Origin of the sequence: Streptomyces sp. NPDC007901, assembly GCF_042959465.1 — a bacterium.
Taxonomy (GTDB): Bacteria; Actinomycetota; Actinomycetes; order Streptomycetales; family Streptomycetaceae; genus Streptomyces.
This window is the reverse complement of sequence record NZ_JBIBKW010000001.1, coordinates 385,412-400,069: the sequence shown is the minus strand read 5'-3', so window position 1 is coordinate 400,069 and position 14,658 is coordinate 385,412. Positions and strand designations below refer to the sequence as shown.

Genomic DNA, 14,658 nt, shown 5'->3' with positions numbered 1-14,658 from the left:
GGTGCTCAGTGGGCGTGGCCGTGGGAGTGGCCGGCCGCCGCGGGCTCCTCCTCTTCCTTCTTCTCGACGACCAGGGTCTCGGTCGTCAGGAGCAGGGAGGCGATGGAGGCGGCGTTCTCCAGGGCGGAGCGGGTGACCTTGACCGGGTCGATGACGCCGGCCTTGACCAGGTCGCCGTACTCGCCGGTGGCGGCGTTGAAGCCCTGGCCCTTCTCGAGCTCGGCGACCTTGGAGGTGATGACGTAACCCTCCAGGCCGGCGTTCTCGGCGATCCAGCGCAGCGGCTCGACGACGGCGCGGCGGACGACGGCGACACCGGTCGCCTCGTCGCCGGTCTTGCCGAGGCCGCCCTCCAGGACCTTCGCGGCGTGGACCAGCGCGGAGCCACCACCGGAGACGATGCCCTCCTCGACCGCGGCGCGGGTCGCGGAGATGGCGTCCTCCAGACGGTGCTTCTTCTCCTTCAGCTCCACCTCGGTGGCGGCGCCGACCTTGATCACGCACACGCCGCCGGCCAGCTTCGCGAGGCGCTCCTGGAGCTTCTCGCGGTCCCAGTCGGAGTCGGTGTTCTCGATCTCGGCCTTGATCTGGGCGACGCGGCCGGTGACGTCGGCGGAGTTGCCGGCGCCGTCGACGACCGTGGTGTCGTCCTTGGTGACGGTGACGCGGCGGGCGGAGCCCAGCACGTCCAGGCCGACCTGGTCGAGCTTGAGGCCGACCTCCTCGGAGATGACCGTGGCGCCGGTGAGGATCGCCAGGTCCTGCAGCATCGCCTTGCGGCGGTCACCGAAGCCGGGGGCCTTGACCGCGACCGCGTTGAAGGTGCCGCGGATCTTGTTGACCACGAGGGTGGAGAGGGCCTCGCCGTCCACGTCCTCGGCGATGATCAGCAGCGGCTTCGAGGCGTTGCCCTGGATGATCTTCTCCAGCAGCGGCAGCAGGTCCGCGATGGAGGAGATCTTGCCCTGGTTGATGAGAATGTAGGGGTCCTCCAGGACCGCCTCCATGCGCTCCTGGTCCGTCACGAAGTACGGCGACAGGTAGCCCTTGTCGAAGGCCATGCCCTCGGTGAAGTCCAGCTCCAGACCGAAGGTGTTGGACTCCTCGACGGTGATGACACCGTCCTTGCCGACCTTGTCCATCGCCTCGGCGATGAGCTCACCGACCTGCTGGTCCTGGGCGGACAGCGCGGCGACGGCGGCGATGTCGGACTTCTCCTCGATCGGGCGGGCCGTCGCGAGCAGGTCCTCGGAGATGGCGGCGACGGCGGCGTCGATGCCCTTCTTCAGGGCGGCCGGGGAGGCACCCGCGGCGACGTTCTTCAGGCCCTCGCGGACCAGCGCCTGGGCCAGGACGGTGGCGGTGGTCGTACCGTCACCCGCGATGTCGTTGGTCTTGGTCGCCACCTCCTTCACCAGCTGCGCGCCGAGGTTCTCGTACGGGTCCTCGATCTCGACCTCACGGGCGATCGTGACACCGTCGTTGGTGATGGTGGGGGCGCCGAACTTCTTGTCGATGACGACGTTGCGGCCCTTGGGGCCGATCGTCACCTTCACCGTGTCGGCAAGCTTGTTGACGCCACGCTCAAGGGCGCGACGGGCGTCCTCGTCGAACTTCAGGATCTTCGCCATGGCAGCGGGAGCCCTCTCGGAATTCTGGGGTGAACAAGACTGCGCCCCTGGCGCCCGGCTTCTAAAGGATCGCGGGGGCCAGGGGCGCAGCTTCAAGCGGAGTGCTTGAGGTGGTAAGTCGCAGGCTTACTTCTCGATGATCGCGAGCACGTCGCGAGCCGAGAGGACGAGGTACTCGTCGCCGTTGTACTTCACCTCGGTGCCGCCGTACTTGCTGTAGAGCACGACGTCGCCGACCTTGACGTCGAGCGGCAGGCGCTCGCCGTTCTCGAAACGGCCCGGGCCCACGGCGAGGACGGCGCCCTCCTGGGGCTTCTCCTTCGCTGTGTCCGGGATGACCAGGCCGGAGGCCGTGGTCTGCTCGGCGTCGAGCGGCTGGACCACGATGCGGTCCTCAAGCGGCTTGATGGCAACCTTGGAGCTGGCGGTCGTCACGATCCGACCTCCCCCTTCGGAGATCTCACGGGGTTAACTGTCTGAGGTGGCGACCAGGTGGATCCGTCGTCGCGGGTGCCGGACCTGCCCGTCGCGTTGTTGGCACTCTCATCTGCCGAGTGCCAGAGCCGAGACTATGACCGCGATTAGCACTCGGTCAAGCGGAGTGCCAATTGCCTGCGGCGCGGCGCCGAAAAAACCGGGTCGCCGGACCGGAAAACCCGTCTGCGGGCAGTCCCTCCAGCCGGCTACAGGTAGTCCTCCAGCCGCCCCACCGTCAGCCCGCTCGCCTGCACCCGGCGCAGCAGCCGGGCCGTGCGCTCCCGCAGGGCCGGGCCCATGGCCTCGTCGGGGCCGACCAGGACGATGTCGCCGGGGCGGAGCTGTTTCTCGCCGTTCCTGAAGGCGAGAGTGTCGGCCGTCATCGCCGCCCGCCAGAGCACCACCGCCGTCACCCCGCAGTCGGCCGCCGCGCGGAGCGTGGTGGTGTCGTAGGTGCCGTAGGGCGGGCGGAAGAGGTACGGGCGGATGCCGAAGCGGGACTTCAGCTTCTCCTGCTGTCCGCAGATCTCGGCGCGCTGGCCCGCGTAGGGCAGCCCGGGCATGGCCGGGTGGTCGAGGGTGTGGTTCTGGACGCTCGCGCCGACCGCCTGGAGACGGGCGAAGTGGCCGTAGCCGGGGCCGACCACGCTGTCCGTGAGGAACATCGTCACGGGCAGGCGCAGTTCGCGGACCATGTCCACGAAGCGGGGGTCCTTCTCGGCGCCGTCGTCGTAGGTCAGGAAGACCACCCGGTCGGCGGTGGGGATGTGGTCGACGACCGGGGGGAGGGCCGAGCGGAAGGAGAGCGGGTGGGACGGCGGGCGCGGGGCGGCCGGCAGGGGCGCGCTCAGGCCCCAGTGCCGGTAGGCCTGTTCGCCGGCCGGGCCGTGCGGCCGTACCCCGTCGGCCGCCTTCCTGCCGAGCCGTTCGATGGGGTCCACGGACTGGGCGCAGCCCGCGAGCAGGAGGGCGACGGCGGCCAGGAACGCCGCCGTCGCCCTCGCGCGGCTCACAGGTAGTCCTCCAGGCGCGCCACCGCGTAGCCCTCGCGCGTGACCTTGTTCAGAAAGCGGCGCATGTCGTCGACCATCGTGCCGTCCCAGTCGCTGCGGCCCCGGAAGTGCGTGAGCACGATGTCACCGGGGTGCAGGCCGCGGTCCCACTCGCGGTACTCCCAGTGGTCGACGAACACCTCCTCGTCCCAGATGGGCGCGTACTTGATGCCGCAGGTCTTGGCGGCGCGCAGGGTGTCGCCGTTGTAGTTGCCGTAGGGCGGGCGGAAGACGGTCGGAGCCTTGCCGAACTCCCGCTTCATGATCTCCTGCATGCCGCAGATCTCGTGCTTCTGCTCCTCGTAGGTCAGGCCCGGCAGGTAGGGGTGGGTCAGGGTGTGGTTGTTGAGGGTGTGGCCCTCGGCCTGCATCTTCCGGAAGTAGCCGTAGTCGTCCTTGACCAGGTAGTTGCTGAGGAACGCGGTGTAGGGGATCCGCAGGTCGCTCATCATGCGGAGGAACTCCGGGTCCTTCTCCGAGCCGTCGTCGATGGTCAGGAAGACGACCTTCTGCTTCGTCGGGACCGTGGTGAAGACCGGGGGCAGCTCGTCCTCCTCCTGCCCGTCCACCTCGAACCCGTCGCGAGCGGTGATCCTCGGCTTCTGCGTCGGCGGGGCCGGGGGGCGCAGGGGGACCGCGTTCAGCCCCCAGCGCTTGGCGGCGGCGGCCAGGGCGGCGTGGGCGTCGGCGGCGGCGTTCCGGTGCGGCTGCTGGCCGGCGGCGGGGCGGGCGGCGGAACCGTCGGGTCCCGCGCAGCCGGACACCAGGGCGGCGGCGGCCAGCAGGCCCGCCACACCCACTCTGAACCCATTTTTGTCATTTTGTACGACTGCTCGCATGGCGTCGGATCCTTCCAGGCCCCTCCCCGGAACCGGGGCAGACACCTCGGCCGGAGGCGAACCATCCACCGACTGGCCGACAATGACCCGGTGAACGACCACCTCGCCCCCCTCCTCACCCCCGAGGGCCACGCCCTCCTCGCCGAGGTGCGCGGCACCGCGCCCGCCGACGAACTCGCCGTGGCCACCCGGCTGCGCCGCACCCACCCCGCCGAGCTGGTGTCGGCGGCGCTCGCCCAGGCCCGGCTGCGGCAGCGGGCGGCGGCGAAGTTCGGCGAGGCGGACGCGGACCGCATGTTCTTCACGCCGAACGGGGTCGAGCAGTCGACGCGGGCGAGTGTCGCCACGTACCGGGCGGAGCGGCTGAAGGCGCTGGGCGTGTCCTCCGTCGCCGACCTGTGCTGCGGGATCGGGGGCGACGCGATCGCCTTCGCGCGGGCCGGGATCCGGGTGCTCGCCGTGGACCGGGACCCGGTGACGGCGCGGACCGCGCGGGTGAACGCCGACGCGCTGGGCCTGGCCGGCCTGATCGAGGTCCGGGAGGCGGACGTCACGGAGGTGGACACGGCGGGCTGGGACGCCGTCTTCGTCGACCCGGCCCGGCGCGGCGGCCGTGGCCGCGTCTTCGACCCGGAGGCCTATTCACCGCCCCTGTCCTGGGCGGTCGAGGCGGCGCGCAAGGCCGCGCACACCGCCGCGCTGAAGGTCGCCCCCGGCATCCCGCACGAGGCGGTCCCGGCGGACGCCGAGGCGGAGTGGATCTCGGACGCGGGGGACGTGAAGGAGGCGGTCCTCTGGTTCGGCACCGGCGCCCCCGCAGCGGTCCGCGCCACCCTCCTGCCCGGCCCGCGCACCCTGCTCGGCCGGGGCCTGCCCGACCCGGAGGCCCGGCCCGTGGGGCGGTACCTGTACGAGCCCGACGGCGCCGCCATCCGCGCCCACCTGGTCGCCGAGGTGGCCGAGGAACTGGACGGAGGCCTGATCGACCCGACGATCGCGTACATCACGGCCGACGCGCTCCACGCCACCGACTACGCCACGGCGTACGAGATCACGGACCAGCTCCCGTTCAACGTCAAGAAGCTGAAGGCGCTGCTGCGGGAGCGCGAGGTCGGGATCCTGACCGTGAAGAAGCGGGGCTCGGCCGTCGAGCCGGAGGAGCTGCGCCGGAAGGTCAAGCCGCAGGGCCCGAACGCGGCGACCGTGTTCCTGACCCGGGTGGCGGGGGCACCGACGATGCTCGTGGGCCACCCGGCCCGGCCCTAGTCAGCGGGCGAACTTCTCGACGGCCGCCGGGGTGACGGGGGTGAAGAAGTTGACGAGGTTGCCGTCGGGGTCGCGGAAGAGCAGCGACCGGTTGCCCCAGGGCATGGTGGTGGGCCCGGCGACGAAGTCGGTGACGAAGTCGGCGAGGTCCCGGTGGACGCGGTCGACGTCGTCGACGAGGAACTCCGTGATCACGCTGTGGTTGGCCGCCGGGCGGGCCGAGTCCGGGGCGAACAGCGGGACGGTGCGGGTGCCGGCGATCGCGAGGGTGGCGCCGGCGGTCCTGAGCTCGGCGAAGTCCTCGGTGGCCCACGCCGCCCGCGCCCCGGTGGCGCGCTCGTAGAACCCGACGAGGCGTGCCACGTCGCCGGTGATGATGCGGATCGAGACGAAGTCCATGGGATCTCCTTGGCCGTGCTGTGCTGTGCGGGAAGGCGTGCACCGCGCAGGCTAGGAGAAATAGTGGACAGAATCGGTCCTCTATTCGCGTTAGGCTGCGAGCATGCCCCGACCCACCGGCCGCGTGCTGACCCTCCTGGAGCTGCTGCAGTCGGGCGGCACCCGGACGGTGGCCGAACTCGCCGACCGGCTCGGCGTCGAAGGCCGCACCGTGCGGCGGTACGTGGACCAGCTGATCGACCTGGACGTGCCCGTGGAGTCGGTGCGCGGCCGCTACGGCGGCTACCGGCTCGCCCCCGGACACCGCCTGCCGCCGCTCATGCTCAGCGACGAAGAGGCGCTGGCCGTGCTCCTCGGCCTGGTCGCCGGCCGCCGGACCGGGCTGACGACGGCGGAGCGCACGGCGGGCGAGACGGCGGCGGCGAAGATCCGGCGGGTGCTGCCCCGGCACCTCGCGGGCCGGCTCGACACGCTCCTGGACGCACTCGACTTCACGGACCGGCCCGGCGAGTTCGACGCCCCGGACGCCGAGGTGCTGCTCACCGTCGCCGACGCGGTCCGCCACCGCCGGCCGCTCTCGGTCCACTACACCGACCGCGACGGCCGGCGCGGCGGACGCACCCTGCACGCCTACGGGATCGTCGCCCACGCGGGCCGGTGGTACGTCACGGGCGAGGACGCCGGTCTCGGCGAGGACCGGACCTTCCGGCTCGACCGCATCGCGGCCGCGAGGATCCTGCCCGGCTCGTTCGAGGTTCCCGAGGGCCCCGGTCCGGCGGAGCGGGTGCTGGCGGGGTTCGCCACCGCCGAGTACCGGCACCGGGTGACCCTGCGGATCCACGGGACGGTCGGGCAGATCCGCGCCGGCCTCCCCGCGAGCGTCGCGAGCATCGCGAAGGAGCCGCCCGGGCCGGGCGGGGACCCGGCGGCCGAGTGCTGGCGGCGCGTCGAGCTGCGGGCGGAACGGCTCGACTGGCTGCCCCCGGTCCTCGCCTCGCTCGACCGGCCGTTCGCCGTCGAGGGACCCGCCGAACTGCGCGACCTCGTCACCGCGTTCGCCGACCGCCTCACGTCGTACGCCCGCCGGAGCTGACCGCACGAGAAGCTCACGGCACGGGACCGGCGGCGGCCCTAGGCCTCCTCCGCCCGCCGCCGCAGCAGCTCCCGCTCCCGTTCGTTGCGCGCCAGATCCGCCGCCCGTTCGAACTCCGCGCGGGCCTCGGCCGTGCGCCCGAGGCGGGCCAGCAGGTCGCCTCGGACGCTGGGCAGCAAGTGGTAGTCGCGCAGGGCGGGTTCGGCGGTCAGCGCGTCCACGATCGGCAGGGCCGCCGCCGGGCCCTGGGCCATCGACACCGCCACCGCGCGGTTCAGCTCGACGACGGGGGACGGGGCCCGGACGGCCAGCAGTCCGTACAGCGTGGCGATGGCCGTCCAGTCGGTCTCCTCGTAGGCGTAGGCGTGCGCGTGGCAGGCCGCGATGGCCGCCTGGAGGGCGTACGGTCCCGGGGCGCCCGTCGCGGTGGCGTCCGCGCGGGCGAGGGCCCTGATCCCGCGGGCGATGAGCATGCGGTTCCAGCGGCGCCGGTTCTGGTCCTTGAGCAGGACCGGTTCGCCGCCGGGGCCGGTGCGGGCCGCGGTCCGGGAGGACTGGAACTCCAGCAGCGAGGTGAGGGCGTGCACCTCCGGCTCCTTCGGCATCAGGGAGGACAGCACCCGGGCCAGCCGCAGGGCGTCCTCGCACAGCGCCGGGCGCAGCCAGTCGTCGCCCGTCGTGGCCGCGTACCCCTCGTTGTAGATCAGGTAGATGACGTCGAGCACGGAGCCGAGCCGGGCCTCGCGGTCGGGGCCGTACGGCACCTCGAAGGCGATGTTCCTGGCGGCGAGGGTGCGCTTGGCGCGGACGATGCGCTGGGCGATCGTCGGTTCCGGGACCAGGAAGGCGCGGGCGATCTCGGCCGTGCTCAGGCCGCCGAGGAGGCGCAGGGTGAGGGCGATGCGGGCCTCGGGCGACAGCACCGGATGGCAGGCGGTGAAGACCAGCCGGAGCAGGTCGTCGTCGATGTCGTCCGGGTCGGCGGGCTCCTCGGGCGGGGCGGTGGTCTCCGTGCCGCGGCCGATCTCGGCGAGCTTGCGGGCGTAGTTCTCCCGGCGCCTGATCAGGTCGACGGCGCGGTGGCGGGCGGTGGCCATGAGCCAGGCGCCCGGGTTGTCGGGCACCCCGTCGCGCGGCCACTGCTCCAGGGCGGCGACCAGGGCGTCCTGCGCCAGCTCCTCCGCGATGCCGACGTCCCGGACGATCCGGGCGACGCCGGCGATCACGCGGGGCGACTCCAGGCGGAAGACGGTCTCGATGGTGTGGCGGGCGCCTGCCTCGGCGGGGGGCTGTGTGCTCACAGCCCCCCATGCAACACCCACCGTCGGACGTGCGCCAGGAAGGTCAGCCCTCCGCGATCTCCCGCACCTCGCAGGTCACCGTCCAGAACTCCTCGTGCACCTTGAGGAACCGCTTGGTCCACTCCAGGGCCTCGGCCTTGTCCTTGCACTGCATGATCGCGTACCCGCCGATGACCTCCTTGGACTCGGTGAACGGCCCGTCGGTGACGGAGATCTTCCCGCCCTCCCAGTGCACCCGGGTGCCGTCGGCGGACGGCGTCAGCCCGGCGGTGTCCAGCATCACGCCGGCCTTGGTGACCTCCTCGATCAGCTCGCCCATCCGCTGCATCAGCGCTTCGCTGGGGCCCTCGGCGGGAGCGGAGGCCTCTTCGATCCGCACGAGCGACAGGTAACGGGGCATGGTGACTCCTTCGGTAGGACGGCGGGCTCTTCTCCCGCCTCTCACCCTTGCGTCGAACGGGGTCCGCCGGGATCGACACGCCTGCCGCAATTCCCCGAAGTTTTTTTCCGGCCCGCTCCCGGGGCCCGCCCCGGCGCTACCGCAGCGACTTCCACAGCTTGCTCGCCGCCGGTTCCTCGGCGACCACCCGGTTGGGATCGGAGGGCGCGGTGACCACGGGCATCATCACCGTCTTGAGGTGGTCGGAGGTCAGTCCCTTCAGGCTCTGGCCGAGGCGCATCAGCTCGCTGAGGGAGTCCAGGCCGGTGTCGGTGGTGAGGCTGGAGGTGACCGCGTCGGCGACCTCGTAGAGCTTGGCCGGGTTGCTGAGCAGGCTGATGGAGGCCATCCGGTCGAGGAGGGCCTTGACCAGTTTCTGCTGGAGGCCTATCCGGCCGAGGTCGCTGCCGTCGCCTATGCCGTGCCGGGTGCGGGCGAGCGCCAGGGCCGTCTTGCCGTCGAGCCGGTGGGTGCCCTTCTTCAGGTGCAGGTGGCTGTCGTCGTCGTCGATGTCCTGATCGGTCGTCACGGTCACCCCGCCGAGCGCGTCCACCAGCTTCGCGAAGCCCGAGAAGTCGATCTCCAGGTAGTGGTCCATCCGTACGCCGGTGATCGACTCGACCGTCTTCACCGCGCACACCGCCCCGCCCACCGAGTAGGCGCTGTTGAACATCGAGTTGTACGCCACCGCCGTCGAGCCGCCGGAGGACAGCGGGCAGGAGGGGCGGGTCACCAGGGTGTCGCGCGGGATGCTGACGACGGTGGCCGAGGTGCGGCCCGCGTCGATGTGCACGACCATCGCCGTGTCGGAGCGGGCGCCCCCGCTGTGCCCGCCGCCGAGTTCCTGGTTCGCCTTGCCGCTGCGCGAGTCCGAGCCCAGCACCAGGATGTTCACCGAGCCGGTGGGCAGCGGGGACGCGGAGGCGGACGCCGAGGCCGTCGGCGTCGTCACCGCCTTCGCCGGCCGGTCGTCCCCGAGCGCGCTGTTGATGTCGACGCTCTTGATGTTGTCGTTGAGGTGCACATAGGCCCACCCCGCTGCCGCGATGCCGAGCGTCATGACCCCCGCCAGGGTGAGGCCGACGATCTTCAGCGCTCGCGACCGCCGGCCCACCCGTCTGCCTGCTTCGCCTTGCTCCTCGTGTCCCGTCACGGGCAGGAACGTAAATCCGAATTATTAGGAGACTGTTAGTGGAAGCCGCGTGAAGAAGTTTTCTTCGAAAACTCTCACGCTTCTCAGCCTCCGCTTACCCGAGAGTCACGGTCGGCACCGGATTGCTGCCGCTCCAGGAGGCGTTGAAGCCGAAGGTCACCGAACCCCCGTCCGGGACCGTCCCGTTGTAGGAGGCGTTCGCGCAGGAGACGGCGGCGCCCGACTGGCTGCAGGTGGCGTTCCAGGCCTGGGTGATCTGCTGCCCGGCGCCGTAGGTCCAGGTCGCCTTCCAGGACGAGAGGGAGGCGCCCGCGCAGGAGACGGTCACCTGGCCGGTGAAGCCGGTGTTCCACTGGCTGCTCACGCTGTAGGCGGCGGTGCAGGCACCGGTCGGTGGCGTGGTGGTGGTCCCGCCGAGCGCCTCGGAGATCCCGTAGTACGCCGGTTTCGGCGCGTAGTTCGCGTCGTACGGCGTCGCCGCCCCGTACCCCGGGAACGTGCTGTCCACCCAGGAGTCGGAGTCGGTGAAGCCCCACACGGTGACGTTGACGCAGCGGCTCACGGCCACGCACGCGGCCACCACCGACTTGAAGTCGGCTTTCTGCTGGGCGAGTTTGGTGCTGTCGGCGGGCAGCGCCATCCGCACGTCCAGCTCGGTGATCGCCACGTCGACGCCGAGGTCGGCGAAGCGCTGGATGTTCTGCTGGAGGGTGGCCGGGACCTGCCCGAGGACGAGGTGGGCCTGCAGCCCCACCCCGTCGATCGGGACGCCTGCCGCCTTCAGGGACTTGACCAGGTTGTACAGGGCGGTGCTCTTGGCGTTGACGCCCTCGACGTTGTAGTCGTTGATGTACAGCTTGGCGGCCGGGTCGGCCGCGTGTGCCCAGGTCAGGGCGTTGGCGATGTAGTCGGAGCCGAGGCCGTTGTACCAGAGCGTCGAGCGGTAGGTGCCGTCCTCGTCGAAGGGCTCGTTGACGACGTCCCAGGCGGCGATCTCGCCCTTGTAGCGGCCGACCTCGGTGCTGATGTGGTTCTGCAGCAGGCTGCTGAGCTGGGCGGAGGTCCAGGTGCCGTTCGTCAGCCAGCTGGGGTTCTGGCTGTGCCAGACCAGGGTGTGGCCGCGCACCTGCTGGTTGTGGGCCTGGGCGAAGGCGACGATCTGGTCGGCCTCGGTCCAGTTGAAGCTGCCCTGGGTGGGCTCGACGGTCCCCCACTTCATGGCGTTGCCCGGGGTCAGCGAGCTGAACTGGCCGCCGGCGAGGTCGCCGTAGGTCCCGGTGAGCCTGGAGCCGGTGACCGCGGTGCCGATGACCTTGCCCTGGGCGGCGGCGAGGTCGCGCAGCGGGGTGTCGGCGGCGTGCGCGGCGGGTGCCGTGAAGAGCAGGGCGGCGCCGGTGACCAGGGCCGCCAGGGATAAGCCGGTTCTCAGAGATCTCATTGCGGGTGCCTCCGAAAGTTTCGGTTGTGCAACCGACTGGCTTCGGAGGAGTGTGGGGACGCCCGCACCACCCGTCAATACGTCAACATCCGGCCACTCCCGCCCGGGGCCTCACAGCGCCGGGGGCGCCGCCGTGCTCGACCGCACCACCAGGCTGGTCGCCAGCTCCACCCGGGTCGCCGTCGTCGCCTCCTCCGCCCGGCCCATCTCCAGGACCAGCCGCGCCGCCGCCTCGGCCATCTCGGTGAGCGGCTGCCGTACGGTCGTCAGCGGCGGCCCCACCCACCGGGCCACCGGCAGATCGTCGAACCCGACGATGCTCACGTCCTCCGGGATCCGCAGCCCCAGCTCGCGCGCGGCCTCGTACAGCCCGAGGGCCTGGAGGTCGTTGCCGGTGAAGATCGCGGTGGGCCGGTCGGGCATCCGCAGCAGCTCCAGGCCGAGCCGGTAGCCGGCGTCGTGGTGGAAGTCGCCGGCCTTGACCAGACCCAGGTCGACGGGGAGCCCGGCGGTCTCCAGCGCGGCCCGGTAGCCGTCCACCCGGGCCCGGCTGCACATCATCCGCGACGGCCCGCTGATCGCCCCGATCCGCCGGTGCCCCAGCTCGACCAGGTGCCGGGTGGCGGCGAGCCCGCCCTGCCAGTTGGTCGCCCCGATCGACGGCACGTCCGGCCCCGGGTCCCCCGCCGGGTCCATCACCACGAACGGGATCGACCGGCTCAGCAGCAGCGCCCGCTGCGACTCGTCGAGCCCCGACAGCACCAGCACCACCCCGTGCGGCCGCCGCGCCGCCACCTGGTCGGCCCAGGTCCGCCCGGGGGTCAGCCGCCCCGCGGACTCGCTCAGCACCACACTCAGCCCGGCGTCGCGCGCCACGTTCTCGACGCCCCTGATGACCTCCATCGCCCAGGCGCTCTCCAGTTCGTGGAAGACCAGGTCGATCAGCGGCGACCGGGAGGCCTCGGCGCGGCGCCGCCGGTAGCCGTAGGCGCGCAGCAGCTCCTCGACCCGGGTGCGGGTGGCCGGGGCGACGTCCGCACGCCCGTTCAGGACCTTCGAAACAGTCGGAGCGGACACACCGGCCTCACGGGCGATTTCGGCGAGCGTCGCCGTCTGCGTTTCTGTGGGCTTCGGAGGCGTCATGCCCGCGATCGTATCCCCGCGCTCCCCCTTGACGAAGACCTTCGCGCGCCATAGGTTCCCGGAACATTCGGTGTGTGGTACGAAACATTCGCAGCATGCAGAGAGCAGAGACGGGAGTTTCATGACCACCGCTCCTTGGCGCGACCCCGCGCTGCCCGCCACCGCCCGAGTCGACGACCTGCTCTCCCGGATGACCCTGGAGGAGAAGACCGCCCAGTTGTACGGCGTCTGGGTGGGCGCCGCCACGGACGGCGACGGAGTCGCCCCACTGCAGCGCGAGATGACCGCCGACTACGACTGGGACGAGCTGATCACCCTCGGCCTCGGCCAGCTGACCCGCTCCTTCGGCACCGCCCCGGTGGCCCCGGCGCTGGGCGCGCGAGCACTGGCCCGCGCCCAGCGCCGGATCACCGCGGCCGGCCGTTTCGGCATCCCGGCGATCGCCCACGAGGAGTGCCTGGCCGGCTTCACGGCCTGGCAGGCCACGGCCTACCCGGTCCCGCTCGCCTGGGGCGCGGCCTTCGACCCCGACCTGGTGGAGGAACTGGGCCGGCACATCGGCGACGATCTCCGCTCGGTCGGCGTCCACCAGGGCCTGGCCCCCGTCCTGGACGTGGTCCGCGACCCACGCTGGGGGCGGGTCGAGGAGACGATCGGCGAGGACCCGTACCTGGTGGGGACGATCGGCACGGCCTACGTCCGGGGCCTGGAGTCGGCCGGGATCATCGCCACGCTCAAGCACTTCGCGGGCTACGCCTCCTCCGTCGGAGCCCGCAACCTGGCTCCGGTCCGGGCGGGGGTACGGGAGTTCGCGGACGTGACCCTCCCCCCGTTCGAGATGGCACTCCGCGAGGGCGGGGCCCGCTCGGTGATGGCGGCGTACAACGAGACGGACGGCGTGCCGGCCTCCGCTGACCCCCGCCTCCTGACCGAACTCCTGCGCACTGACTGGGACTTCGACGGCACGGTCGTCGCCGACTACTTCGGCATCGGCTTCCTCCAGACGCTCCACCGGGTGGCGGGTACGGAGGCGGAGGCGGCCCATCTCGCCCTGGCGGCGGGGATCGACGTCGAACTGCCGACGCTGAAGTGCTACGGGCGTCCGCTGGTGGCGGCGGTCAGGGAGGGCACGATCCCGGAGTCGCTGATCGACCGGGCGGCCCGCCGGGTCCTGCTCCAGAAGTGCGAGTTGGGCCTGCTGGACGAGGGCTGGACCCCGGAGCCCGCGCAGGAACGCCCGATCGACCTCGACTCGACGGCGAACCGCGCCCTGGCCCGCCGGCTGGCCGAGGAGTCCGTGGTCCTGCTGGACAACCCCGACGGCGTACTCCCCCTCGCCCCCGACACCCGTATAGCGGTGGTGGGCCCCCGAGCCGCCGACGCTCTCGCCATGCTCGGCTGTTACTCCTTCCCGTCCCACGTCCTCACCCACCACCCCGAGGTCGACCTGGGCATCGCCATCCCCACCGTCCTCGACTCCCTCCGCGCCGAACTCCCGGACGCGAAGGTGACGTTCGCCGAGGGTTGCGACGTCTCGGACCCGGACACTTCGGGCTTCGAGGAGGCGGTGGCCCGCGCCTCGGAGGCGGACGTGTGCGTGGCGGTCCTGGGCGACCGAGCGGGCCTGTTCGGGCGGGGCACATCGGGCGAGGGCTGCGACGTGACGGACCTGGGACTGCCGGGCGTCCAGGCCGACCTGCTGGACGCGTTGCTCTCGACGGGCGTCCCGGTGGTCCTCGTCCTCCTCACCGGGCGCCCGTACGCACTGGGCCGCTGGCACGGCCGGCTCGGCGCGGTGGTGCAGGCGTTCTTCCCCGGGGAGGAGGGCGGCCCGGCGGTGGCGGGAGTGCTGTCGGGCCGCGTCAACCCGTCGGGCCGCCTGCCGGTGAGCGTGCCGCGCGAGCCGGGGGGCCAGCCGTGGACCTACCTCCAGCCCCCGCTGGGCCTCGCGGGCGAGGTCAGCAATCTGGACCCGACCCCGCTGTACGCCTTCGGCCACGGCCGCTCGTACACGGCGTTCGCGTGGGACCTCGTCTCGCCGGACACGGCCGAGATCGGCACGGACGGTTCGTACGACGTGACGGTGGCGGTACGCAACACGGGCGAGCGCGCCGGCGCGGAAGTCGTACAGCTGTACCTGCACGACCCGGTGGCGTCGGTAACCCGCCCGGACGTCCGCCTCATCGGCTACCGGCGCGTGGACCTGCCCCCGAGCGAGTCCCGAAGGCTGACCTTCCGCTTCCACGCGGACCTGTCGGCGTTCACGGACCGGGAGGGGGCGCGGGTGGTGGAGCCGGGGGCACTGGAGCTGCGGGTGGGGGCGTCGAGCGCGGACACCCAGGGCACGGTGACACTCCAACTGACGGGTCCGGTACGACGGTTGGGGCCGGACCGGGTGCTGCGCTGCGAGACGGAGATGGAGTGACC

The 14,658-nt window shown here is 71.9% G+C and carries 13 protein-coding genes; 3 read left to right on the top strand and 10 right to left on the bottom strand.

Annotation, left to right across the window (positions count from 1 at the left end):
• Window positions 1-5 precede the first annotated feature (5 nt).
• From groL to ACFZDK_RS02060, 4 genes are all read right to left on the bottom strand, one after another.
• Entirely contained in the window at window positions 6-1,631 is a 1,626-nt protein-coding gene (gene groL / locus ACFZDK_RS02075) for a chaperonin GroEL (protein WP_390968832.1), read from the bottom strand.
• Window positions 1,632-1,757: 126 nt separating this feature from the next.
• Complete coding sequence (gene groES / locus ACFZDK_RS02070) at window positions 1,758-2,066, bottom strand: co-chaperone GroES (protein WP_004955293.1); 309 nt, start codon at window positions 2,064-2,066, stop codon at window positions 1,758-1,760.
• Between the two features lie 248 nt (window positions 2,067-2,314).
• A complete protein-coding gene (locus tag ACFZDK_RS02065) occupies window positions 2,315-3,121 on the bottom strand; it encodes a polysaccharide deacetylase family protein (protein ID WP_365694248.1) in 807 nt (268 codons plus the stop codon).
• On the bottom strand, window positions 3,118-3,999 hold the full coding sequence (locus tag ACFZDK_RS02060) for a polysaccharide deacetylase family protein (protein WP_390968829.1): 882 nt from the start codon (window positions 3,997-3,999) through the stop codon (window positions 3,118-3,120). Before ACFZDK_RS02060 ends, ACFZDK_RS02065 begins: the two co-directional genes overlap by 4 nt.
• Window positions 4,000-4,089: 90 nt before the next feature.
• On the opposite strand from ACFZDK_RS02060, the gene ACFZDK_RS02055 reads away from it, so the two are divergent.
• Complete coding sequence (locus ACFZDK_RS02055; protein ID WP_390968827.1) at window positions 4,090-5,265, top strand: SAM-dependent methyltransferase; 1,176 nt, start codon at window positions 4,090-4,092, stop codon at window positions 5,263-5,265.
• Here the strand turns inward: ACFZDK_RS02055 and ACFZDK_RS02050 are convergent, their stop codons facing one another.
• Entirely contained in the window at window positions 5,266-5,664 is a 399-nt protein-coding gene (locus ACFZDK_RS02050) for a VOC family protein (RefSeq protein ID WP_390968825.1), read from the bottom strand.
• A 103-nt stretch (window positions 5,665-5,767) separates the two neighbouring features.
• Between ACFZDK_RS02050 and ACFZDK_RS02045 the strand changes: the two genes are divergently transcribed.
• Complete coding sequence (locus ACFZDK_RS02045) at window positions 5,768-6,757, top strand: WYL domain-containing protein (RefSeq protein WP_390968823.1); 990 nt, start codon at window positions 5,768-5,770, stop codon at window positions 6,755-6,757.
• A 38-nt stretch (window positions 6,758-6,795) separates the two neighbouring features.
• Here ACFZDK_RS02045 and ACFZDK_RS02040 read toward each other — a convergent pair whose 3' ends face one another.
• The 5 genes from ACFZDK_RS02040 to ACFZDK_RS02020 form a co-directional block, all read right to left on the bottom strand.
• On the bottom strand, window positions 6,796-8,058 hold the full coding sequence (locus ACFZDK_RS02040; protein WP_390968821.1) for a sigma-70 family RNA polymerase sigma factor: 1,263 nt from the start codon (window positions 8,056-8,058) through the stop codon (window positions 6,796-6,798).
• 43 nt (window positions 8,059-8,101) lie between these two features.
• Window positions 8,102-8,458 carry a YciI family protein gene (locus ACFZDK_RS02035; protein ID WP_390968819.1) on the bottom strand — a complete coding sequence of 119 codons (357 nt, stop codon included), beginning with the start codon at window positions 8,456-8,458 and terminating at the stop codon, window positions 8,102-8,104.
• A 136-nt stretch (window positions 8,459-8,594) separates the two neighbouring features.
• On the bottom strand, window positions 8,595-9,557 hold the full coding sequence (locus ACFZDK_RS02030; RefSeq protein WP_390970049.1) for an LCP family protein: 963 nt from the start codon (window positions 9,555-9,557) through the stop codon (window positions 8,595-8,597).
• 187 nt (window positions 9,558-9,744) lie between these two features.
• Entirely contained in the window at window positions 9,745-11,088 is a 1,344-nt protein-coding gene (locus ACFZDK_RS02025) for an endo-1,4-beta-xylanase (RefSeq protein ID WP_390968817.1), read from the bottom strand.
• Between the two features lie 111 nt (window positions 11,089-11,199).
• Window positions 11,200-12,231, bottom strand: a complete 1,032-nt coding sequence (locus ACFZDK_RS02020; protein WP_390968815.1) for a substrate-binding domain-containing protein — start codon at window positions 12,229-12,231, stop codon at window positions 11,200-11,202.
• 121 nt (window positions 12,232-12,352) lie between these two features.
• On the opposite strand from ACFZDK_RS02020, the gene ACFZDK_RS02015 reads away from it, so the two are divergent.
• A complete protein-coding gene (locus ACFZDK_RS02015; RefSeq protein ID WP_390968813.1) occupies window positions 12,353-14,656 on the top strand; it encodes a glycoside hydrolase family 3 N-terminal domain-containing protein in 2,304 nt (767 codons plus the stop codon).
• Window positions 14,657-14,658 lie beyond the last annotated feature (2 nt).

Bases quoted from the DNA above. Each gene is read 5' to 3' on its own strand.
- ACFZDK_RS02025 (WP_390968817.1), bottom strand. From the start codon at position 11,088: ATGAGATCTCTGAGAACCGGCTTATCCCTGGCGGCCCTGGTCACCGGC.
- ACFZDK_RS02035 (WP_390968819.1), bottom strand. From the start codon at position 8,458: ATGCCCCGTTACCTGTCGCTCGTGCGGATCGAAGAGGCCTCCGCTCCC.
- ACFZDK_RS02050 (WP_390968825.1), bottom strand. From the start codon at position 5,664: ATGGACTTCGTCTCGATCCGCATCATCACCGGCGACGTGGCACGCCTC.
- ACFZDK_RS02020 (WP_390968815.1), bottom strand. From the start codon at position 12,231: ATGACGCCTCCGAAGCCCACAGAAACGCAGACGGCGACGCTCGCCGAA.
- ACFZDK_RS02030 (WP_390970049.1), bottom strand. From the start codon at position 9,557: ATGACGCTCGGCATCGCGGCAGCGGGGTGGGCCTATGTGCACCTCAAC.
- ACFZDK_RS02045 (WP_390968823.1), top strand. From the start codon at position 5,768: ATGCCCCGACCCACCGGCCGCGTGCTGACCCTCCTGGAGCTGCTGCAG.
- groL (WP_390968832.1), bottom strand. From the start codon at position 1,631: ATGGCGAAGATCCTGAAGTTCGACGAGGACGCCCGTCGCGCCCTTGAG.
- ACFZDK_RS02060 (WP_390968829.1), bottom strand. From the start codon at position 3,999: ATGCGAGCAGTCGTACAAAATGACAAAAATGGGTTCAGAGTGGGTGTG.
- ACFZDK_RS02015 (WP_390968813.1), top strand. From the start codon at position 12,353: ATGACCACCGCTCCTTGGCGCGACCCCGCGCTGCCCGCCACCGCCCGA.